Source organism: Nonomuraea sp. NPDC003707 (assembly GCF_053587055.1).
This window is the reverse complement of sequence record NZ_JBSFNK010000032.1, coordinates 55,494-77,259: the sequence shown is the minus strand read 5'-3', so window position 1 is coordinate 77,259 and position 21,766 is coordinate 55,494. Positions and strand designations below refer to the sequence as shown.

Annotated in this window: 17 protein-coding genes; 10 read left to right on the top strand and 7 right to left on the bottom strand. The window is 69.4% G+C overall.

What is annotated here, in order from left to right:
* Nucleotides 1-7: 7 nt before the first annotated feature.
* Together ACWDRB_RS50780 and ACWDRB_RS50775 are read left to right on the top strand one after the other, a co-directional pair.
* Nucleotides 8-967, top strand: coding sequence for an oxidoreductase (locus ACWDRB_RS50780; protein WP_449907294.1), 960 nt, complete (start codon nt 8-10; stop codon nt 965-967).
* On the top strand, nt 964-1,578 hold the full coding sequence (locus ACWDRB_RS50775; protein WP_449907291.1) for a hypothetical protein: 615 nt from the start codon (nt 964-966) through the stop codon (nt 1,576-1,578). The genes ACWDRB_RS50780 and ACWDRB_RS50775 overlap by 4 nt, the downstream gene beginning before the upstream one ends.
* A 60-nt stretch (nt 1,579-1,638) precedes the next feature.
* On the opposite strand, the gene ACWDRB_RS50770 is transcribed toward ACWDRB_RS50775, so the two are convergent.
* The 3 genes from ACWDRB_RS50770 to ACWDRB_RS50760 all read right to left on the bottom strand — a co-directional run bounded on the left by ACWDRB_RS50770 (nt 1,639) and on the right by ACWDRB_RS50760 (nt 3,415).
* Nucleotides 1,639-2,628, bottom strand: a complete 990-nt coding sequence (locus tag ACWDRB_RS50770; RefSeq protein WP_449907495.1) for an aldo/keto reductase family protein — start codon at nt 2,626-2,628, stop codon at nt 1,639-1,641.
* A gap of 207 nt (nt 2,629-2,835) precedes the next feature.
* Nucleotides 2,836-3,063 carry a hypothetical protein gene (locus ACWDRB_RS50765; protein WP_449907287.1) on the bottom strand — a complete coding sequence of 76 codons (228 nt, stop codon included), beginning with the start codon at nt 3,061-3,063 and terminating at the stop codon, nt 2,836-2,838.
* Nucleotides 3,064-3,148: 85 nt separating this feature from the next.
* Nucleotides 3,149-3,415, bottom strand: coding sequence for a hypothetical protein (locus tag ACWDRB_RS50760; RefSeq protein ID WP_449907284.1), 267 nt, complete (start codon nt 3,413-3,415; stop codon nt 3,149-3,151).
* A 124-nt stretch (nt 3,416-3,539) separates the two neighbouring features.
* Here ACWDRB_RS50760 and ACWDRB_RS50755 point away from each other — a divergent pair, with 124 nt between their 5' ends.
* Both ACWDRB_RS50755 and ACWDRB_RS50750 read left to right on the top strand, forming a co-directional pair.
* Nucleotides 3,540-4,358: an NAD(P)H-binding protein gene (locus ACWDRB_RS50755; RefSeq protein ID WP_449907281.1), complete on the top strand. Its 819-nt coding sequence runs from the start codon at nt 3,540-3,542 to the stop codon at nt 4,356-4,358.
* A 21-nt stretch (nt 4,359-4,379) separates the two neighbouring features.
* On the top strand, nt 4,380-5,780 hold the full coding sequence (locus ACWDRB_RS50750; protein ID WP_449907278.1) for an epoxide hydrolase family protein: 1,401 nt from the start codon (nt 4,380-4,382) through the stop codon (nt 5,778-5,780).
* Nucleotides 5,781-5,907: 127 nt separating this feature from the next.
* Here ACWDRB_RS50750 and ACWDRB_RS50745 read toward each other — a convergent pair whose 3' ends face one another.
* Nucleotides 5,908-9,684: an ATP-binding protein gene (locus tag ACWDRB_RS50745; protein WP_449907275.1), complete on the bottom strand. Its 3,777-nt coding sequence runs from the start codon at nt 9,682-9,684 to the stop codon at nt 5,908-5,910.
* 183 nt (nt 9,685-9,867) lie between these two features.
* Between ACWDRB_RS50745 and ACWDRB_RS50740 the strand changes: the two genes are divergently transcribed.
* Both ACWDRB_RS50740 and ACWDRB_RS50735 read left to right on the top strand, forming a co-directional pair.
* Nucleotides 9,868-10,641 carry a pectate lyase gene (locus ACWDRB_RS50740; RefSeq protein ID WP_397367978.1) on the top strand — a complete coding sequence of 258 codons (774 nt, stop codon included), beginning with the start codon at nt 9,868-9,870 and terminating at the stop codon, nt 10,639-10,641.
* Between the two features lie 40 nt (nt 10,642-10,681).
* On the top strand, nt 10,682-11,932 hold the full coding sequence (locus ACWDRB_RS50735; protein WP_449907270.1) for a hypothetical protein: 1,251 nt from the start codon (nt 10,682-10,684) through the stop codon (nt 11,930-11,932).
* Between the two features lie 57 nt (nt 11,933-11,989).
* On the opposite strand, the gene ACWDRB_RS50730 is transcribed toward ACWDRB_RS50735, so the two are convergent.
* From ACWDRB_RS50730 to ACWDRB_RS50720, 3 genes are all read right to left on the bottom strand, one after another.
* Nucleotides 11,990-13,489, bottom strand: coding sequence for an Ig domain-containing protein (locus ACWDRB_RS50730; RefSeq protein ID WP_449907267.1), 1,500 nt, complete (start codon nt 13,487-13,489; stop codon nt 11,990-11,992).
* 9 nt (nt 13,490-13,498) lie between these two features.
* Nucleotides 13,499-15,460: an Ig domain-containing protein gene (locus tag ACWDRB_RS50725; RefSeq protein WP_449907264.1), complete on the bottom strand. Its 1,962-nt coding sequence runs from the start codon at nt 15,458-15,460 to the stop codon at nt 13,499-13,501.
* 109 nt (nt 15,461-15,569) lie between these two features.
* On the bottom strand, nt 15,570-16,601 hold the full coding sequence (locus ACWDRB_RS50720) for a LacI family DNA-binding transcriptional regulator (protein ID WP_350736589.1): 1,032 nt from the start codon (nt 16,599-16,601) through the stop codon (nt 15,570-15,572).
* 126 nt (nt 16,602-16,727) lie between these two features.
* On the opposite strand from ACWDRB_RS50720, the gene ACWDRB_RS50715 reads away from it, so the two are divergent.
* From ACWDRB_RS50715 to ACWDRB_RS50700, 4 genes are read left to right on the top strand one after another with little or no spacing between them, the layout of a single operon-like run.
* Nucleotides 16,728-18,581, top strand: a complete 1,854-nt coding sequence (locus tag ACWDRB_RS50715) for a glycoside hydrolase family 127 protein (RefSeq protein ID WP_449907260.1) — start codon at nt 16,728-16,730, stop codon at nt 18,579-18,581.
* A 12-nt stretch (nt 18,582-18,593) separates the two neighbouring features.
* Nucleotides 18,594-19,964 (top strand): extracellular solute-binding protein, encoded by a 1,371-nt coding sequence (locus ACWDRB_RS50710; protein ID WP_449907257.1) that lies wholly within the window; start codon nt 18,594-18,596, stop codon nt 19,962-19,964.
* Nucleotides 19,964-20,845 carry a carbohydrate ABC transporter permease gene (locus ACWDRB_RS50705; protein ID WP_363980023.1) on the top strand — a complete coding sequence of 294 codons (882 nt, stop codon included), beginning with the start codon at nt 19,964-19,966 and terminating at the stop codon, nt 20,843-20,845. The genes ACWDRB_RS50710 and ACWDRB_RS50705 overlap by 1 nt, the downstream gene beginning before the upstream one ends.
* The gene (locus ACWDRB_RS50700; RefSeq protein ID WP_449907252.1) at nt 20,842-21,744 is read left to right on the top strand and encodes a carbohydrate ABC transporter permease; all 903 of its coding nucleotides are present in this window, start codon (nt 20,842-20,844) and stop codon (nt 21,742-21,744) included. The genes ACWDRB_RS50705 and ACWDRB_RS50700 overlap by 4 nt, the downstream gene beginning before the upstream one ends.
* Nucleotides 21,745-21,766 lie beyond the last annotated feature (22 nt).

The window sequence follows — 21,766 nt, the reverse complement described above, 5'->3', positions numbered from 1 at the left end:
GTACATCATGCGCAACTCTCCCTCCGGGACTCTCCGTGCCATCCCCGACCAGACCGGGCGCGTCGCTGTGGTGACCGGAGCCAACAGCGGCATCGGCTACGTGACCGCCCGGGAGTTGGCCCGTCGTGGCGCGTACGTCGTGCTGGCCTGCCGCGACCCCGAACGCGGCCAGGCCGCCCTCACTCGCATGCGGGGTGAGGTGCCCGGCGCTCGCGTGGAGCTGCGCCGGGTGGACCTGGGCAGCCTGGCCTCCATCCGGGAGTTCGCCGCCGGTTGGGACCGCGGCCGGATCGATCTGCTGGTCAACAACGCCGGGGTGGCGATGGTGCCGTACGCGCTGACCGTCGACGGGTTCGAGTCGCAGTTCGGCGTCAACCACCTGGGCACCTTCGCCCTGACCGGTCTGCTCCTGCCGCATCTGCTCGCCGCGCCCGATCCGCGGGTGGTCACCGTCAGCAGCGAGGGCCAGCGTTTCGCCCGCTTCGACCTGGCCAACCTCAACGCCGAACGCGGCTACCGGACGGCGTTCGCCTACGTGCAGTCCAAGCGGGCCAACCTCTACTTCGCGATGGAACTGCAGCGCCGGGCCGACGCCGCCGGACAGCGGCTGCGCAGCATGGCAGTCGCCCCCGGTCTGACCCGCACCAACGTGCTCACCGGCGGCGCCAACAGCGGCAGGGGACGGCTGTATGCGGCCCTTGCCCGCCTGCTGGTGCGCGTGGCCTTCCGGCCCACTCCGGAAGGGGCGAAGACCTCTCTGTACGCGGCGACCGCGCCGGATTTGCCCGGCGGCAGCTACATCGTTCCCGACGGGCCGCTGCAACTGCGCGGAGAGCCCACCGGTCGCACTCGTGAGCGCGCCATCCGCGACACGGCCACAGCCGCACGCCTCTGGCAGTTGTCCGAACGCCTGACCGGCGTCACCTACGCTCTGTCCGCAGCCACCGTGGATAGGGTGCGGGGGTGAGCGCACCCCGAGCCTCCTGGCGTAACACCACCCACGACTGGGCGGCCGACGTCGACCTCGGCCACCTCGCCCGCATCCGGGAGAACCCGGACGAGTTCGCCCCTGGTGGCATCCGGCACCTGATCCTCGAAGTCCTCGCCTACCCGGCCGACGAGGCGGCGAGCACGGGCGCCGGACGCTGCACCGTCACCCTCCACGCCGACGGCTCGGTGTCCGTGGCCGACGAGGGGCGAGGCACCGACACCCGCTTCGACGAGCAGGGGCGGCCGGTGAAGAAGCCCGTCATGGCGTCCAAGGACCTGCGCTTCTTCGACGACCCGGGCGCGGAGGTGCTTGCCGACGGGCATCCGCGCCGCGGTATGTCCGTCGTCGCCGCGCTCAGCGAGTGGCTTGTCCACACCAACCGCCGCCTGAACGGGTCCTGGACCCAGCGGTACGAGCACGGCGTCCCCGTCACCGGCCTGGAGCCCATCGCCGGCGACGGCGCCACGGGGACGACCGTGCACTTTCTTCCCGGCGCGCACCTTCCCCCGCTCGCCGACGACCTGCTCCGCTTTGCGGGCGTATGGCCTGGCCTGGCCGTGCTTGTCGACGACCGCCGTGGTGGCTGACTCCGTGCCGTCTCCCGGGTCAAGACCAACCCGTGCCCGGTCGAGCTGGGCGAAGGCCCTTCACGGGCTCGTCGTCAGCGCCGGGTTCGTTTCGACAACGCCGTCCAGCACCTGATCGATGCGCTCCATAAGGTCGGCGTCGAGCTGGACCTCGGCCGCTTCGACGTTCTCCCGTACCTGCTCGGGCCGCGATGCCCCGATGATCGCCGAAGCCACGTTGGGGCGCCGCAACACCCAGGCGAGCGCGAGCTGTCCCAGCGACAGCCCGGCCTCATCGGCCAGAGGACGCAGCCGCTGCACCCGTACCAGCACGTCCTCTCGCAGGAAGGGCTGGATGAAACTGCCCGCACCGTTCAGGTCCGCGCCGCGCGACCCGGCGGGCGCCGGCTGCCCCGGCCGATACTTGCCCGTCAGTACGCCCTGCGCGACCGGGGACCAGGCGAGCTGGCTGAGCCCTTCCCGCTCGCATGCCGGCACGACCTCGGCCTCGATCACCCGCCACAACGCGCTGTACTGCGCCTCGTTGGAGACCAACGGCACGTGCAGTTCCCGGGCGAGCGCGGCGCCCCTCGTGATCTGCTCGGCCGTCCATTCGGAGACGCCGACGTAGAGCACATGGCCCTGCCTGACCAGATCGGCGAACGCCACCATGGTCTCCTCCAGCGGCACCGTCCGGTCGAATCGATGCGCCTGGTACACATCGAGATAGTCGGTGCCCAGCCGCCGCAGCGACGCGCGTGCCGACTCCATGACGTGCTTGCGGCCCAGACCTTTGTCATTGGGCCCGCCCGGCCCGGTGGGCCAGAACACCTTCGTGGATATCTCCAGGCTTTCCCGCCGCTGTCCTTTCAGCGTGCGGCCGAGCACCGACTCGGCTGCGGTGTTCGCGTACGCGTCCGCGGTGATGAATGTGGTGATGCCCGCGTCCAGCGCCGCCGTGACGCACGCTCGCGCACGCTCTTCCTGGTCGGGGGCGTCGTATGCGAGCCAGTGGCCGTAGGAGATCGCGCTGACTGACAGGCCGCTACGGCCGAGACGACGAAATTCCATGCATTTACGGTAGCGCTTCATTTTGACCACTCGGGACTTTGTCGAGGCGATTTGACAAATTAATTAAAGGCGCTCTCCAGGTGAATTGAGAGAGCAGGTGAAGGTGAATTTGTCAAATGTCGCGTGGGTCGCTCGTCGGGAGCTCACGTGCGGGTTCGGGGATCATGAGAAGGTCGTCCGGCCGGGGGACGACGCTGGGGACGGCGGTCACCGTGTGGCCGGTACGATGACCGGCTCGGCCCAGGGCTGGGCGTCGCCGACGCGCTTGTGCGGGCCCGCGCCGAACGGCAGGTACGCCATGCGCGGGATGTGGTGGGCACGGCCGGGGTCGAAGCGGTCATCGAAGAAGCGCGGGATCACATAAGGGCTGAGCAGGATGTCCGTGCCGGACGGGAGCCGCTCGAACGCTCGCGGCAGGAAGGCGCGCAGTGCCACGCCGCTGGTGACGACCGATCGACCTCCGCCACGACCGGACCCGCCAGGTCCACCGAGAACAGGGTCTCGGCCGCGGCGGTGAGGGTCAGCCTGGTACAGCGCGCGGTCGAGGCGTACGGGTTCGCGGTTTGAACGAGCCGCTCAGATCCCGGGCGAGCCGGGTGATGACGCCGGCGTACCCGGGGATCTCGCGGGCGCGGAACGGCGGGTGGATCAGGCGGCGGCGCCGCAGGTGGGCAGGGCCCTCCAAGGTGGCCGGGCTGTCGCCGATGAGGGGTCCGCGCTGTCTGAACATGCGTCCCACGCCGAGCGCGTGCGTCCAGGCCGCCAGTGTCCTCGTCCGGTACGTCATCGATGGCGGGCGCGATCATGTGGCACGGACTGGAAGGACGGAGCCTCCACCCGTGTAGCGGGTGCTATTTCCCGTGTGGCGCCTGCCTGTCGAGACGTTCGAGACCTTCGGATGAGAGGAAAGAATGACGATTCTCGTGACCGGCGCCACCGGCACGGTCGGCCGCCAGATCGTGGCGCAGCTCGTCGCGCGTGGCGAGCGGGTCCGGGCCCTGACCAGGAACCCGGCGGCGGCACGGCTGCCCGGGGCCGTGGAGGTGGCCTACGGCGACCTGACCGCGCCGCAGTCCCTGGGCCCCGCGCTGGAAGGCGTGACCGGGTTGCACCTGATCACCGTCGCCGGTGATGACCAAGCGGCGCTCCAGACCGGGCCCGAGCTCGTCGAGCTGGCCGCGAAGGCGGGCGTGACCCGGGTCAGCGTGCTGAGCAGCTGGGACGAGTGCTCGGTCGAGGAGGCGCTGCGGGCCGGGGACCTCGGCTGGACGCAGTTGCGTTGCGTGGAGTTCATGACCAACGCGCTCGAATGGGCCGAATCGATCCGCGAGGAGGGTGTGGTCCGGGTCTTCGGCAACCATCCGGGGGCCGTGGTGCACGAGGCCGACATCGCCGCCGTCGCGGTGGCGGCGCTGGTCGAGGAGGGGCACGCCGGGCAGTCGTACCTGCTCACCGGGCCGGAGGCGCTGACCCCGGAGCGGCGGGTCCGCGTGATCGGCGAGGCCGTCGGGCGGGAGATCCGGTTCGAGGAGCTGAGCGAGGCGCAGTACCGGGCGTCGATGGAGGCGTGGGGGGCGGGGGAGGAGCTGATCGAGTTCGCGGTCCGGCTCGGGGCCAACCCGCCGGACGCCGCCTCGGTCGTGCTGCCCACCGTCGAGCAGGTGACCGGCCGTCCCGGGCGCACGTTCGCCCAGTGGGCCTCGGAGCACGCCGCCGCCTTCCGCTCTTAGCTCATTAACAGGAGAAATATCATGACAATTAGCCCTTTTCGTATTGAAGTTCCCCAGCAGGACCTGGAGGATCTCCGTACCCGCCTGGCCATGACCCGCTGGCAGGGCCAGCTCCCCGGCACCGGATGGGAGCGCGGCGTCCCCCTCGACTACCTCAAGAACCTGGCCGAATACTGGCGCACCGGCTACGACTGGCGCGCCCACGAGGCCAGGCTCAACGAGATCCCCCAGTTCACCGCCACAATCGATGGGCAGAACATCCACTTCGCCCACATCCGCTCCGAGAACCCGTCCGCCCTGCCGCTCATGCTCCTGCATGGCTGGCCGGGCACGTTCGTGATGTTCCTGGACGTCATCGAGCCCCTCTCGCGAGACTTCCACCTGGTCATCCCCTCCCTACCGGGCTTCGGCTTCTCCGCCCCGCTGTCCGGCCCCGGCTGGGATCCCGCCCGCACCGCCAGAGCCTTCACGCAGCTGATGGCGCTGCTCGGCTACGACAGGTACGGGGTGCAGGGCGGAGACAGCGGCTCCTTCATCGCGCCGGAGATGGGCAAACACGCCCCCGACCACGTCGTCGGCGTCCACCTCAACGCAGCCATCACCTTTCCCGTCGGCCAGGAGGGGGAGATGGACGGGCTGACGGAGGAGGAGCGGCGGCGCTGGGACACGATGCAGAACTTCAACGACGGCTACCTCCAGACCCAGTCGAAGCGGCCGCAGACGGTCTCGTACGGGCTGCACGACTCGCCGGTGGGGCAGTTGGCGTGGATCATGGAGAAGTTCAAGGAGCTGACGGACCCGGTGGAGGGGTTGCCTGAGGACTCGCTCGACCGCGACCTCATGCTGACCAACGTCACCATCTACTGGCTGACCGGCACTGCGGGGTCGTCGGCGCAGTTCTATTACGAGAGCATGGGCGCGGCCGCCTGGAGCGAAGCCGGCGCAGACGACTGGGCCACCACCTCAAACGGCGGGTCCGTCTCGAGCGGTACTTCCGAAGACTGGGCCGGCACGCCCGATGCGAATGCTCCCGACTCGGGTGGTGCCTCCGATTTGGGTGGTGCCGGTGAGCGGGGTGGCGCGTCCGGCTTGAGTACGTCGGGCTCGGCTGCGTCCGCTTCGGCTGCGTCCGCTTCGGAGGGTGCCAGCGACTGGGGCGGTACGGCCGCTTCGGGGGCGTCCGGCTCGGGTGGTGTGGGTGACTGGGATGGTGCGGGGGACTGGGTTGCGGCGGCGCGGGGCACTGTGCCGACGGGCGTGCTCGTGTCGAAGCCCTGCGACGTCACCATCCGCCCCTGGGCTGAACGCGACCACAACATCGTGCACTGGGTCGAATACGACAAGGGCGGCCATTTCTTCGCCACCGAGCAGCCGGGCCTCTTCGCCGAGGACGTCACCGCGTTCTTCGCAAAGCTCCGCTGACTCCGCCCGGTGACGGCGGCGGGTGCCCGGTAACGGCAACTCGGTGACATGGGTGACGCTGCCCAGGCGGCGACCGGCATCCAAACGGCCGGTCGTTGCGGTGGTTAGCGCCTTCAAGGGCCGGTTGTCACGGTGGCCAGCGCACCTCGGGGCTGGGGTGATAGCGGCATGTGGCGCCGGTGGAGAGCGAGGATCTCAGGTGGGCGGCCAGTTCCGGGTGGCGCTGGTCGAGCTGGCGCAGTGTGTTGCGGATCCGGTTGGTGACCGCCTTGCGGGCGCGTTCGGCCTCGTCGCAGAGCCGGCGCGGGCGGCCGCCCAGCCCGGCGGCCGTGCGTAGTTCGTTCAGCAGCGCCGTGCGCTCGGCGTCGAGCTCGGCCGCCCGGCGGTCGTCGCCCAGCTCGGCGGCTCGGTCGATCTCGTCGTCGAGCAGCTCCAGCCGCCTCCGGTAGCGGGTCCTGGCCTCCTCGTCCAGTACGTCGTCACCGCCCATGCTCCGGGCGGCGAGCACGACCTCGCCGCCGGCCGGGTTCAGCAGCTCGACCGCCGAGACGTCGCTTCCAGGGCGGTCGAGCAGGACGCGCAGGTCGGCCAGGCCTTTGGAGTCGGGCAGGTGCACGGTACGGCCGGCGAAGGTCAGGGCCCAGACCTCGCCGTCGAGGCGGAAGGCGTTGGCTGCGGGGGGCGGCAGGCGTACCAGCATGCCGAGGGCGGCGGCATCCCGCTCGACCTGCGCGATCAGCGTGGAGGGGTCGTCGCCGCGCATCTGCAGCGCCTCGGCCAGGCGGGCGCGGGACTCGATCGACCAGGGTCGGGCACCCAGCAGGTCGGCCGCGCGCCAGGCGGCGGTGAACCCGTCGACGGCCTCGTCCCAGCGTCCCTGGGCGGCGTCGAGCACCGCCGCCCAGTGCGCGAACGGCCCTTCGACGGCGACAGTGGCCGTCACGCCCCATTGGCCGACGTACGGGGTGATCGCGGTCCGCGCGCGCTCGCAGAGCACCGGATCCTTGGACAGGGCGGCCGCCTGCGCCTGGAGCCTCAGCCACAGCGGCGCCATCCACCGCAGGTACTGCTCGCCCGGCGTCACGACCTCCGCCAGGTGGCGCGCCGCACCCTCGTCGCCACGCTGCACCGCTGTCGCGGCGCGGTAGAGCGGGAAGTGATGGCTGCCCGCGAGCTCCATCTCCGCCAGTACGCCGTCGGCCACGTCGAAGTGGCCCCTGAGCGTCGCGACCGACCACCGCTGCATCCAGCGCAGGTCGCGTCGGCCGATGCCTGGTTGCTCGCCCAGCTCGTAGGCGGCGTCGATGTGCGGCGCCGCCTCGTCGAAGCGTCCGGCGAGCGTGGCGAACATGGCTCTGAGGACCGTGGCCTCGTGCTGGAACAGCGCCAGCTCGGCACCTTCGGCGCGCGTGGCGAATGCCTGCAGCTCGGGCAGGCACTGTGGATCACCCATCTCCAGCAGCGCCCCGACGCGCCAGGAGCGCGCGGTCAGCTCCAGCCGTGGGTCCCGGCTTCGCCGCGCCACGGCCGACAGCTCCTCGGTGACGGCCAGTCGTTCGGCCGCGCTGCCCGGCCCCCAAACTGCCCCTAGCCTGGTCAGCAGGCTGAAGCCGAGTGTTTCGTCATCCTCCCCCTGTCTGGCCAGCTCCGCCGCGACCTCGCTCAACTCCCGGGCGGCGACATCCAACCGTCCTCGGCCGTAGCCAGCGGTGTCGGGTGTGGTGTCATCCCTGAAAAGGGCGTCGCCTCCGGGCTGGGCGTCGCCTCCGCGTAGGGCGTCGTCTTCGTGCAGGTGGTCGATCTCGCGCGGGGCGTTGCGTTCGTGGAGGGCACTGCGGTCCCGTGTGGTGTCGTGCTGACTTGCGGTGTCGGCCGTCTCGTGGGACAGGTCAGTGGTCGTGTGCGCGATGCCGCCGCGCCGGTTGCCCGTGATATCGCGCGAGCTTGTGGTATTGCGCTCACCCGTGGTGTCGCCGTGCGGGCGTCTCTTGGCGTTGCCCTCGTGTGTGGTGTGGCCCTGGCGGGTGGTTTCGCTTTCGCGTGCGGTGCCGCTCGTCTCGGGGGAGACGTGGGTTGACGTCTGTGCGATGTCGTTGCGTCGGTGTGTCGTAGGGGTGTGGTCGCGTGCCGGGTCCATCGTGCTCGCTGGGCTGGGCCTGTCCTGATCCGGCGCGCTTTGAGCCCCGGGTCGCCCGCATGCGGGTTCGCCCCGTACAGGGTGGGGTGGCGCCTCGGCGGTGGGGGTGGGTGACGGGACCAGGCGGTTATGGGTCTCGTGGACGAAGTCGGTCCAGCGGCCGTGGTCGGTGTGGCCGAGGTCGTGCAGCTTCAGGGCGGTCAGGGCCAGCAGGTCGGGGTCGTCGAGGCGACGGACGATGGCGACGGCGGCCTCCAGTGTGCGGGTGCCGGTGGCGGTGTCGCCCACCCGGTGCTGCGCCACGCCGAGGTCCAGGCCGATCGTGGCCCGTCTGCGAGTCTCCCCCGCGGGGGTCAGCTCCAGGGCGCGCCGGTAGTGGCCGACTGCTTCCTCGTTCGCCATCCGTGCCTCGGCGTCCCTGGCCGCCGTGAGGAGGAGGGCGGGGGCATCGGGTGTGGCGGCGAGGTACGCGTGGTGGGCGCGGATCGCGGGTGCTGCCGGGTCGAGGGCGCGGAGGGCTGCCGCGTGCCGGGCACGGACTTCGTGCTCGTTCAGCTCGGCGTAGAGGGTCTCGCGTACGAGGTCGTGGATGAAGGCATGGTGGCCGGCGCCCAGAGAGGTGATGAGCTTGGCCGACACGGCCTGGTCGAGGGCCCGCCGCACCGAGAGCTCGGTCGCCACGAGCGACTGCCCGGCCGGAGAGGCGCCGCGAGCGGGTGAGGACGCGGATCCTCGGCAGGGCAGGGGTCCGTCAGGTGGAGAGTCGTCGGGTGAGGGGCCGTCGGTCGCAGGCCCGTCAGGTGGGTGCCGGTCAGGTGGGGGCTGGTCAGGTGGGGGCTGGTCAAGCGAGGGCTCGTCGGGTGAGGGGCCGTGGGGTGAGGGGCTGAGGGGTGCGTTGCCGTGGGGTGGGGAGGGGGCGAGAGGGGGGTCGGTGGGTGGGGGAGTGAGGGCGGTGTGGAGGGTGGGTTCGGTGAAGTCGCGGCCCAGGACCGCCGCCATGCGCAGCACCTCGAGCACCTCCTCCGGCAGCCGCGACAACCGCCGGCGCACGGCCGCCCCCACCCCCGGCGGGATCGTCGCGAGAGGGGTCCCGCCCTGCCACAGGCGGGCGGTCTGCTCCACGAAGAACGGGTTGCCGCCCGTGCGCCGGTGGATCTCCGTCACCAGCTCCTCGCCAGGGTCCACGCCCGTGGTGTGGGCCACCAGCCGGCCCACCTCCTCCCGGTCCAGCCCCGTCAGCGTCAGGACGGTGGCCTTGGCCTCCAGGGGCAGGCTCAGCGGCCCGTCGACCTCGGCGTCACGATAGGTGCCGATCACCAGCAGCCGCTCGAACCAGGCATGACGCACCACGAACTCCAGCAGCCGCAGCGAGGCCGCGTCCGCCCAATGGAGGTCTTCGAGCACGACCACCACCGGCCGCTCGCGGGAGGCGTCCACCAGCAGGCCGGTCACCGCGTCGTACAGCTCGAACCCGTCGGAGCCGGCCAGGCCCAGAAAAGGGCTCCGCAGCGTCGCCCCGGGCGTGAGACGGCGGACCACCTGGACCCACGGCCAGTAGCCCGGCGCGCCCTCGCCCTCCCAGCAGGCGCCGCCGAGCAGCCTGGCGCCCGCGCGCACGGCCTCCGCCGCCGCGCCCGCCACCAGGGCGCTCTTGCCGATGCCCGCCTCGCCGGTGACGAGCACCAGCGCGCCGTGGCTGACGAGCGTGCGCTCGACCTCGCCGCGGAGCACGGCCGCGGGTCGCTCCCTCCCGATGAGCATCGCCATGCGGGCACCCTACGCGGCCGGGCCGACAATTCAGGGGCCCGGGAAAGATGAAACTTTCAGCCCGAAACCGCAGGTCGGCGGCGACAGCCCCGTCCGCGGTTTGACGTGGACCCGTGCCCGTGCGATCAAAGCAGGCGCGGTTCAGTCCCATTGGGAAAGCGCTTACCGAAAGGGAGGGCGACCTTGACATTCCGATCCCGTTCCACCGTGGTGGCCACAGCGATGGCCGCCGGACTGCTGGCCGCCGTCACCTCGGCGCCGCCCGCGCAGGCAGCCCCGACCGACGGCAGCGGCCCCTGGCCCTCGGATACCGGCAGCGTGCACCTCACCTCGACCCGCAACGCCGGCACGTTCTTCGACGGCGGCATGAAGCGCTACTACGGCATCGGCGACGGCGGCCAGGGCGAGAGCCAGGACCCGATGTTCGTCGTGGCCAACGGCGGCACCATCCAGAACGTCATCATCGACGCCCCGGCCGGCGACGGCATCCATTGCGAGGGCTCGTGCACCATCCGCAACGTGTGGTGGAACGACGTGGGCGAGGACGCCGCGACGTTCAAGTCGTCCAGCTCGTCGGCGACCTACCTGGTGGACGGCGGCGGCGCCAAGTCCGCCTCCGACAAGGTGTTCCAGCACAACGGCGCCGGCACGCTGACCATCAGGAACTTCCAGGTGCACGGCTCGGGCAAGCTCTACCGCGCCTGCGGAAACTGCTCCACCTCCTACCGGCGGAACGTGGTCATGGACGGCGTCACCGTCCGCACCACCAAGGTTCTGGCCGGGATCAACACGAACTGGGGCGACACGGCCAGGTTCAGCCGGATCACCGTGTACGGCAGCGCCACCATCTGCGAGAAGTACCGGGGCGTCCCCAAGGGCCAGGAGCCGGTGAAGATCGGATCCGGGGCCGACGGCGTGAACTGCATCTACTCTTCATCCGACATCACCTACCGGTGAACCCTCAAATGTTAGCGCTACCACAACCAGAGAGGCCCGAATGAAACGACTGGCCGTCCTGCCCCTCCTCCTGATCATCACGTTCTTCTTACCCATCCAGAACGCCCTGGCCGACACGAACGTGGCCGGCACCGCGACCCCGTCCGCCTCCTACACCTCCTCGTGGGAGAGCGTGGCGGCCATCAACGACGGCATCGACCCGCCCAGCTCGAACGACACCGTCAACCGCCGCTGGGGCACCTGGCCGAACACCGGCACCCAGTGGGCCGAGCTCACCTGGAGCTCGACCCAGAACCTCAAGGGCGCCGACGTGTACTTCTTCGACGACGGCGGCGGCGTCCGCGTCCCCGCCTCCTGGAAGCTCCAGTACTGGAACGGCAGCGCCTACGTCGACATCTCCGCCTCGTACCCGATCGCCGTCAACGCCTACAACAAGGTGACCTTCACGCAGGTCAGCACCACGCGCCTGCGCGTCCAGCTGCAGAGCGGCGCGGGCTCGGTCGGCCTGCTGGAGGTCAAGGCGTGGGCCCCCGACTCCGGCGGCGGCACCTCGAACTGGAACCCGCCCGCCAACCTGGTCACCCCGCTCAACGAGGTCTGGCAGCACGTCGAGAGCACGTACCCCAACCTGTACGGGTTCCGCAACTACGGCTGGGACCAGGTCATGGCCAACGGCGGCTCGATCAACTACTGCGTACGCTGGGACACCACCGCCACGGTGACCGCGGCGCAGCGTGACCAGATCCACGCGGCGCTGGCCCGCCAGTTCAAGAAGTGGATGGACGTCATGGCCGGCCACAACGGCTGGCCCTACGCGAACGTGCCGGTCAAGGTCGTGGGCTGGGCCGTACGGGACCGCGCGCAGCTGCAGTGGAGCGACAACTCCGTGGACATCTACGTCAACAACATCCGCGAGAACGCGCCCCAGTGCTCCGAGCCCTGCGGCCGGTTCTTCAACCAGAGCGGTCAGTACCCCAACTGCCCGGGCGGCGCCTCGCACCACTACGACATGTCGCTCTGGCTGACCGCCGGGTTCGGCGGGGGAGCGGGGGGCGACTGGGGGCAGCGGATCGGCAGCGAGTACTACATGTCGAACCTCAACGCCGACAACATCCACATCCTGCTGCATGAGATGGGCCACTCGTTCGGCCTGGACGACTTCTACGACTGGACTCCGACGGGCCAGTGCTGCTTCCTGATGAAGGCGGGCAGCGCGGCGCAGATCACGGAGTTCGACAAGTGGATGTTCCGGGACTGGTGGCGGCACCTGAAGAGCCGCTACGGCCTCTGACGAAAGGCGAAAGACGAAAGGGGGAGGGCGGCGGGGTCTCCGCCGCCCTCCTTCGTGCTATCCGACGGTGAGCTTGTAGTCACGCGTGACGGGGGCGCTCAGCTTGTCGTAGTCCCTGAGCTGGACGGTGAACTCGTACGACCCGGCCTTGGCGGGCTTGCCGGTGACGGTTCCGGTGAACCTGTCGAGGGTGAGCCCTTCCGGCAGCGAGCCGCCGGTGATCTGCCAGTCGTAGAACGGGACGCCGCCCTTGGCGGCGAGCTTGTGCTGGTAGGCGGCGCCGACCGTGGCGGCGGGCACGGTGGCGGTCTCGATCGAGGGCTTGAGGAACGGGGTCAGCTTGCGGTTGAGCTTCCAGCCGGCGTTCTCCGCGATCAGCAGCGACAGCTTGGTCAGCTCCCACCTGCGGGTCGGGAAGACGTGCCGCCAGCCGCCGCTCTGCCCGCTGATCCGGTCCCAGTACGGGTCGTCGCCGGGCACGTGGTAGCTGGTGTCGAGCGGCACGGGGTAGCCCTGGTAGTCGATGACCTCCTGGTCGTCCTTGCCCTTGGAGGCCACGTAGTCGGCCATGCCCTGCCAGTCGCTGTGGAAGGCGACCGCGTGACCGTACTCGTGCATGACCAGGCCCTCGATGTCGATCACCTGGCCGAGGTCGGTCTTCCACCAGTCCTCGTCCTTGAGCGAGGTGAACAGCTTCATCAGCTGCTCGTCGTACTCGAGGATCATGCTGGTCGAGCGGTGGTAGGGGGTGGGCTTGCCGTTCTGGGTGTGGAACTTGCCGTTGATGGTGGGGTAGCCGGTCGAGTACGGGGTCTGGATGCCGCGGAAGAAGACGTACATGCCGTTGTACGGCTTGGCGTTGGAGACCTCGACCTCGTTCTGCCAGTCGTCGCCCGGCAGCCGGTTGACCTCGTCGCCCGCCGGGACGGTGTCGAACGGCTGCAGGTCGAAGAACGCGAACCAGTTGCGCACCGCGGCCTCGGCGGCCTTGCGGACGCCGGGGTCCTTGAAGTAGCCGGTGATGTCGTCGTAGCGGTAGTCGAAGTCGATGGGGATCGTCGGCTTGAGCGGGGTCTTCTCGTCCTGCTGCACCCGGATCGGCATGGTCTGGGTGCCGGTGGCGCCGCTCGCGTCCGTGGTCTTCATGATCCACTGGTGCTGCTCGTCCTGGCCGCCGCTCTGCTTGGAGTGGATGGCCAGCCGTACGACCTCGCGGTCGGCGGGGCCGGTGAGCGTGAAGGACTTGGTCGCCCCGGCGGCCGTCAGCTCGCTCGGCATGTTGAACATCAGCCGGGAGGTGCCCTTGGCCTGCAGATCCACCTTCAGCGGATACTGGATGCCGGGGACCTTCGGCGCGCGCACGGTCAGCTCGATGTAGGGGTTGGCGAGGTAGCCCTGCCAGTCCACGAGCTGGACGCCGTAGTCGTTGACCTTGCGGTAGAAGATGTCGAACACGTCCAGCGCGGGAGCGGGCTGACGTGCGGCGAGGCTGGGGGAGGGGACCGACAGCGCGCCGGCCAGGGCAGCCAGCGCGCTGAAGATGGCGATCTTCCGCATTGAACCCTTCTAGGTGTAGGCCTTCACTTCGAGCAGTCCCACCGAGGCTTGACCGCTCTGCAGGACCACGCGTAGTCGTGTGGTGCTGATCGGGTTGAACGTGACCTTGTTGTAGGCGTTGATGGCGATCGGGTACGTGCCGGGGACGTCGACGTAGGCGCTGCCGTTCCAGTACTGGAGCTTCCAGGAGGCGGGCAGGCGCACGCCGTCGGCGTCGTCGAAGAAGTAGACGTCGGCGGATTTGAGGGTCTGGGCGGACGGCCAGGTGAGCTCGGCCCACTGGCTGCCGGTGTTGGGCCAGGTGCCCCAGCGCCGGTTGACGGTGTCGTTCGAGCTGGGCGGGTCGATGCCGTCGTTGATGGCCGCCACGCTCTCCCACGGGGAGGTGTACGACGCCGACGGGGTCGCGCTGCCGGCCACGTTGGTGGAGGTGCCGCCGCCGGTGCCGACCGTCAGCTGGAAGGTCCTGGTCTGCGGCGTGCTGAGCTTGTCGTAGTCACGCAGCTGGACGGTGAAGCTGGACGTCCCGGCCGTGGTGGGGGTGCCGCTGATCGCGCCGGTGAACCGGTCGAGGGTGAGCCCCGCGGGCAGGGAGCCGCCGGTGACCTGCCAGTCGTAGAAGGGCACGCCGCCCTTGGCCTGAAGGGTCTGGCTGTAGGCCGTGCCCGGCGTGGCCGACGGGAGGGAGGTGGTGACGATGGACGGCGGCAGGAACGGGGTGAGGTTGCGGTTGAGCTTCCATCCGGCGTTCTCCGCGACCAGCAGCGCCAGCTTGGTCAGCATCCACCGGCGGGTGGGGAACATGTGGGTCCAGCCGCCGTTCTGGCCGCTGAGCCGGTCCCAGTACTTCTGGTCGCCGGGGATGTGGTAGCTGCTGTCCAGGGGGACGGGGTAGCCCTCGTAGGCGACGACATCGGGGTCATTGCCCCCTGAGGCCACGTAGGAGCGCATCCCGGCCCAGTCGCTGTGGTAGGCGACGGCGTGGCCGTACTCGTGCATGACCAGGCCGTGCACGTCGAGCACCGAGCCCGCGATCTCCGTCTTGTACCAGTCCTCGTCGGCCAGGGAGGTGAACAGCTGCTTGCCGGCCTCGTCGTACTCGAAGATCATCGCGGTCGAGCGGTGCAGCGGGCCCGCGAGCTGCTGGCCGCCCCGGGTGCTGTACTTGCCGTTGGCGGCGGGGTAGCCGGTCGAGTACGGGGTCTGGATGCCGCGGAAGAACACGTACATGCCGTTGTAGGCGGCGTTGTTGGTGACGTTGATGGTGTTCTGCCAGTCGTTGCCCGGCAGGTGGTTGTTCTCCGCCCCGGCCGCCACGGTGTCGAACGGCTGCATGTCGAAGAACCTGAACCAGTCCTTCACCGCCTCCTCGGCGGCGTTCCTGAAGTTCGGCTCGTTGAAGTAGCCGGTGATGTTGTCGTAGCGGTAGTCGAAGTTGAGGGGCAGGCTGGGCTGCAGCGCGGTCTTCTCGTCCTGCTGCACCCGGATCGGCAGCTGCTGCAGGGTCGTCGTGCCGGACCCGTCCCGGATGTTCAGCTTGAGCGTGTAACTTTCATCCTGGCCGGGGCCCCGCTTGGAGTGGATCGCGAGGCGGAACACCTTCTGGTCACTCGCGCTCGCGAACGTCAGCGTCTTGGTGGCGCCGGTGGCGGTGAGCTGGCTGGGCAGGTCCATCATGAGCCTGGAGGTGCCCTCGGCCTTGAGGTCGATCGTGACGGGGTACTGGACGCCGGTCGGGGGTTTGACGGTGAGCTCGACGTACGGGTTGGCCAGGTAGCCCTGCCAGTCGACGAGCTTGACGCCGTAGTCGTTGACGGTCCTGCCGAACATGTCGACGACCGTCGCGGTCGGCGCGGCGGCGTGCGCGGGCTGCGACACGCCGGTGAGTAAGGAGGCGAGCACGACTGCCGCCACGGTGATTCGCCTGGCGCCCCTGGCGGCTTTCGGGGCGCTGCGGCATCCTCGGTCCATCCGGACTCCTTTAAGGATGGGAATAGGTTTTCCCTGGCGCACAGTAAGGTGTTACACAGCACCGGTCAACCCCATCCGCCGCCCTTGCAGCGCCTTGTAGCGCCCCCCGCTACGGGGCGGCGCGACGGGTGGACTCGCGCAGGACCAGGCTGGCCGGGACGATCGTGACGCCGCCGGTGGCGGGCTTGCCCGCGATGACGTCCAGCAGGTGCCGGGCCGCCATCCGGCCGATCTCCCCCAGGTTCATGTCCACGGTCGTCAGCGGTGGCCGGCACCCCAGCGCCATCGGCTCCCAGTTGTCGAACCCGACCAGCGCCACGTCCTCGGGAACCCGCCGCCCCCGCTCGCGCAGCGTCTCGGCGACCCCGCGGGCGATCTGGTCGCTCCCGCAGAAGATGGCGTCCACGTCGGGCGCGGCGTGTAGCAGCACGTCGGCCCCCTGCCGCCCCCATTCCTCGCTCCACTGCCCGTACAGGATCTCGCCCGCCGGTGACAGCCCGGCCGAGGCGAGGGCGGTGGTCAGGCCCTGGGCGCGCCGCCGCGCGGCCTGGAAGCGCTGCGGCCCGGTGACGTGGCCGATGCGGGTGCGGCCCGTCGCCATGAGGTGGCGGGCGGCCAGCGCCCCGCCGCCCTCGTCGTCCGGGATGATCGACACGTCCGAGTCGTCGGTCGACTGCGTCATCGCGTACACGACGGGGACGGGCAGGTCATGGCCGATGCCGGCGCGCGGCTCGGTGCGCCGCCCCGTGACGATGATGCCCTCGACGCGCCTGGCCAGCAGGCGCTCGACGTAGTGCCGCTCCCTGATCGGGTCGTCGCGCGTGTCGCACATGAACACCGAGATCTGCCCCGCGCCGAGCGCGTCCTCGGCGCCCAGCATCACCGGGATGCTGAAGCGGCCGAAGCTGTCGCCCGTGACCAGGCCCACCGTGTACGTGCGGCCCGCCAGCAGCCCCTGGGCCAGCGGATTGGGCCGGAATCCGAGCCGCTCGGCGGCGGCGAGCACCCGGTCGCGGGTCTCGTCGCGCATCCGGCCGCGGCCGTTGAGCGCCTTGGACGCGGTGCCGATCGACACGTCGGCCGCGGCCGCGACGTCCCTGATCGTGATGGTCTTCGCCGTCCCATCCGAAGGACTGATCAACCGAGTCCCCTTTCGCGCACAAGCATCCGCTCTTGACCTGTGATGTATCACACCTTACCCTCCGTTTGAGAAAACCTATTCCCAAGGTTTTCTCAGCGAGGCCCCGAGTTGAGGTTGAGGAGCTTGATGCACCAGAGTCCTGTCGTTCCGTCCAGTCGGGCACTGTGGCGGCCGATCGGCATCAATGACGTCGTCATCACCGGCGGCCCGTTCGCGCGATGGCAGCGGATCAATCATGAGGACAGCATCCCGCTGGGCCTGGAGCAGATGGAGCGTTCGGGCGTGCTGCCCAACCTCCGCCGCGCCGGAGGTGAGGGCGAAGGGCCCTTCCAGGGCTACCGCTTCCAGGACTCCGACCTCTACAAGCAGTTGGAGGCGATCGCGTGGGAGCACGTCCGCGTCCCTGAGCCAGGGTACGCCGAGTTCGCCGACCAGGCCGCGGCCGTGCTGAAGAAGGCCCAGCGTGACAACGGCTACCTCAACTCGCACTACCAGGTCGTCAAGCCGGACAAGATCTACGCCGAGCTCGAGTACAGCCACGAGATGTACTGCGCCGGCCACCTGTTCCAGGCGGCGGTGGCCGCCGCCCGCGCCGGGATCGGCGACGGGGTGGTCGAGGTCGCCAGGCGCTTCGCCGACCACCTGGTGGAGGAGTTCCTGACCGGCGGGAACGACGGCATCGACGGCCACGCCGAGGTCGAGACCGCGCTGGTCGAGCTGTACCGGCTGACCGGCGAGCGCACGTACCTGGAGCTGGCGTCCAAGCTGATCGACAACCGCGGCAAGGGCCTCATCAAGGACAGCGGCATGGGCATGCTGTACGCCCAGGACCACCTGCCGGTCCGCGAGGCCGACACCGCGGTCGGGCACGCCGTGCGCCAGCTCTACCTGGAGGCCGGCATCGTCGACGTCTACCTGGAGACCGGCGACGAGTCGCTGCTGGAGTGCTCGCTGCGCCGCTGGGAGGACATGGTCGCCACCAAGACGTACATCACGGGCGGCCACGGCTCGCGCCACGACGGCGAGGCGTTCGGCGAGCGGTACGAGCTGCCGTCCGACCGCTCCTACAGCGAGAGCTGCGCCGCCATCGCGAGCATCCACTGGAACTGGCGGCTGCTCCTGGCCACCGGCCACGGGCGCCACGCCGACCTGATCGAGCGCACGCTCTACAACGCCTTCGCCGCCTCCACGTCGGCCGACGGCGTGCGCTTCTTCTACGTCAACCCGCTGCAGCGCCGCTCCGACCTCGTCGAGGACGCCTATCTCGGCCGGCGCAGGGAGTGGTTCGCGTGCGCCTGCTGCCCGCCGAACATCATGCGCCTGGTGGCCTCGCTCGGCTCCTACCTGGCCACGACCACCGACGCCGGCCTCCAGCTGCACCAGTACGTCCCCGGCACCGTGAACGGCCGGGTCCGGATCGAGACCGACTACCCGTGGGACGGGCTCGTCCGCATCACGATCGAGGACGAGGGCGAATGGGAGCTCGCGCTGCGCATCCCCGCCTGGAGCGAGAACACCACCATCGATGACAGCCCCGCCCAAGCCGCCGAAGACGGATATTTCCGTATCCGTCGTCAGTGGCGCCGGGGCGACACGGTCGAGCTCCGGCTCGACATGACGCCCAGGATCGTCCACCCCCACCGCAGGATCGACGCGTTGCGGGGCAGCGTGGCCCTGGAGCGCGGACCGCTCGTCTACTGCTTCGAGCAGACCGACCAGCCCGAGGGCGTCGAGGTGGACGACCTCGCCCTGAGCCCGCAGGCGCCCCTGCGTCTGAAGCCCGTGGACGACCTCCCGGGCGTCGGGCGCACCGTACTGATCGAAACCGACGCCGCCGCCGTGGACCAGCCGCGCGGCGGATTGCCCTACACCACGAAAACCCTGGCGACCAGCACCAGCGTGACCGCGACCGCCGTCCCCTACTTCCAGTGGGACAACCGGGACGGCGGCCCGATGCGGGTCTGGATCCCCCTCGCGTAAGGAAAGACGCGGATGAGAAGACGCGACCTGTTGAAGCTGGGCGGGCTCGCCGCCCTCGGCACCGCGGCCGCGGCCTGCGGCGGCGGCTCGGGCTCCGGCTCGGGCGGCAAGAACGTGCAGCTCCAGTTCATGTACTGGGGTTCGACGTTCGAGAAGGCGGCTGTCGAGCGGATGCTCAAGCAGTACGAGCAGAAGCACGCGGGGGTGACGGTCAAGCCGCTCTACACGCCCGACGAGTACGACGTGAAGCTCAACACGCTCGTGGCCAGCAACCGGCTCCCGGACGCCGGGTACGTGCCGCTGGCGATGTCGTACCGGCTGGGCCAGCAGGGCAAGCTGGTCAACCTGTTCCCCTATTTGAAGAAATATCCGCAGCTGGCCGGATACCTGCCGGACGCGTACCTGTGGAGCGGCCAGGACAACCTGCACGGTGTCGCGACCGCGAACGAGATCGAGCTGCTGTGGTACAGCAAGTCCGCCGTCGCCGCCGCCGGGGTGACGCCGCCCGCCGACGCCGCCTCCGCGTGGACGTGGGACCAGCTCGTCGAGAACGCCTACAAGCTGACGATCGACCAGAACGGCAAGCACCCGGACGAGTCGGGCTTCGACCCCAAGCAGATCAAGCAGTTCGGCATCTCCAGCAGCATCACCTACGGCGCCGCCTGGTACGGGTTCCTGCGCAGCAACGGCGTCGACTTCGCCGACGAGGCCGGCAAGAAGTGCCTGCTCGACACCCCTGAGGCGATCCAGGTGTTCCAGAACCTGCAGGACCTCATCTACAAGCACCGCGTCGCCCCCGGCCCGGGCCAGCTGGCCGCGACCGGCGACGACGTGCCCGGCACCAACATCCTGCTCAAGACCAAGCGGGTGGCGATGGTGGTGGACGGTCACTGGAGCCTGCTCGACATGAACGAGAGCAAGGTCGACTACGGCCTCGGCGTGCTGCCCAAGTACAAGGAGCCGTTCACCTCCTCCCAGGTGGCGGGCGCCTCGGCGGTGTTCGCGGGGTCCAAGCACGAGCAGGAGGCGGTCGAGCTGTTCGCCTTCCACAACGACCCGCGCTACGTCGACCTGTTCGCCAAGGGCCTGTGGATGCCCCAGGAGAAGAAGTACTACGAGGACCAGGCCTCCATCGACTCCTGGACCAAGAACGAACTCCACCCGCCGGAGTTCCGCACGGCCGTGGTGGACTACGCGCGCGACCACGGCGTGCCCACGTTCGGCAACCGCGTCAAGAACATGTCCACCATCTCCAGCGACGTCCTCACCCCCGCCCTCCAGGAGCTCGAGACCGGCAAGCGCCCGGCCGCCGAGATCCTCAAGGCCGTCGCGCCGAAGATCTCCAGCATGCTCCAGGGCTGGCAGCACTCCCAGGAGCTGTGATGCGCCGCCTCGAAACACGATGGGGCATCCTGATGGCGCTGCCCGCCATCCTCGGGTTCGTCATCTTCACGATCGGGCCCATGGTGGCGTCGGCGTACTTCAGCCTGACCGACTGGACGATCGGCGCCAGCCCGAACTTCGTCGGCCTGGACAACTACGCCACCATGGTCCAGGACGAGCTGTTCTGGAAGTCGCTGTCCACCACCACGTACTACACGCTCGGCGCGGTGCCGCTGGTGCTGATCGTCAGCTTCGCCGTGGCCATGCTGCTCAACCAGAAGGTGCGCGGCCTGGCCGTCTGGCGGACGATCTTCTACCTGCCGACGCTCGTCCCCGCCATCGCCAACGTCGTCCTGTGGATCTGGATCTTCAACCCGGACTTCGGCCTGCTGAACTCCCTGCTCCGGCAGGGAGGTCTGCCGGGCTCGCAGTGGATCTACGCCGAGTCGACCGCGGTGCCCTCGATGATCATCATGAGCACGTGGGGCTTCGGCAACACCATGGTGATCTTCCTGGCGGGGCTGCAGGGCGTGCCGAGGCACCTGTACGAGGCCGTCTCGATCGACGGCGGCGGCGCGTGGCGGCGCTTCTGGCACGTGACGCTGCCGATGATGACGCCGACCATCTTCTACAACCTGGTGGTCGGCGTGGTCGGCACCTTCCAGGTGTTCAACCAGGCGTACGTGATGACCGAGGGCGGCCCCAACCACGCCACGCTCTTCTACGTCTACTACCTGTTCCGCAAGGCGTTCACCGAGAGCGAGATGGGCTACGCCAGCGCCCTCGCCTGGACCCTGTTCATGATCATTATGGTGGTCACGTTCCTCATGTTCAGAAACGCCCGCCGCTGGGTCTACTACGAGATGGCAGGCGCGCGATGACCGCCCTGGCGACACCGGACAAGACCACCGCGCGCGGCGTGGCCCCGACCCAGGGGCTGCGCAAACCGCGCAGGTACGGCCGGATCCTGCTCTACGTGGCGCTGGTGGCGGGGTCGATCCCGACCCTGCTGCCGTTCGTCTGGCTGGTGCGCAGCGCGCTCATGCAGGACGCGCAGATGTTCGTCTCGCCGCCCCAGTGGATCCCCTCGCCGTTCCAGTGGTCGAACTTCAGCGAGTCCCTCACCACCCAGCCGTTCGCCCGCTACTTCCTCAACACGGTGGTCATCGCCGTCATCAGCGTCTTGGGCACCGTGCTGACCTGCGCGGTGGCGGCCTTCAGCTTCTCCAGGCTGCGCTGGCGCGGGCGCAACGTGGTGTTCGCGCTGCTGCTCAGCGGCGTGATGCTGCCGTACGCGGTGACGCTCATCCCGACGTTCGTCATGTGGCAGCAGCTCGACGCGATCGACACCATCGCGCCGCTCACGGTGCCGAGCTGGTTCGCCGGGGCGGGCGGGGGAGTGTTCAACATCTTCCTGCTGCGGCAGTTCTTCCTGACGATCCCGTTCGAGCTGGACGAGGCCGCCTACATCGACGGGGCCTCGCCGTGGCGGGTGTTCTGGACGATCGTCATGCCGCTGTCCAAACCCGCGATCATCGTGGTGACCATCTTCACGTTCATCGGCACCTGGAACGACTTCCTCGGGCCGCTGCTGTACCTGCAGAACGAGGAGAACTACACGCTGTCGCTGGGGCTGGCGTCGTTCCAGAGCATGTACATCACCCAGTGGGGCTACCTCATGGCGGCCTCGGCGGCCATCATCGCGCCGATCATCGCGCTGTTCTTCTTCATGCAGCGCTACTTCATCGAGGGGGTCACCCTGACGGGCATCAAGAACTAGGGACGAAGCCCCGCCATTCCTC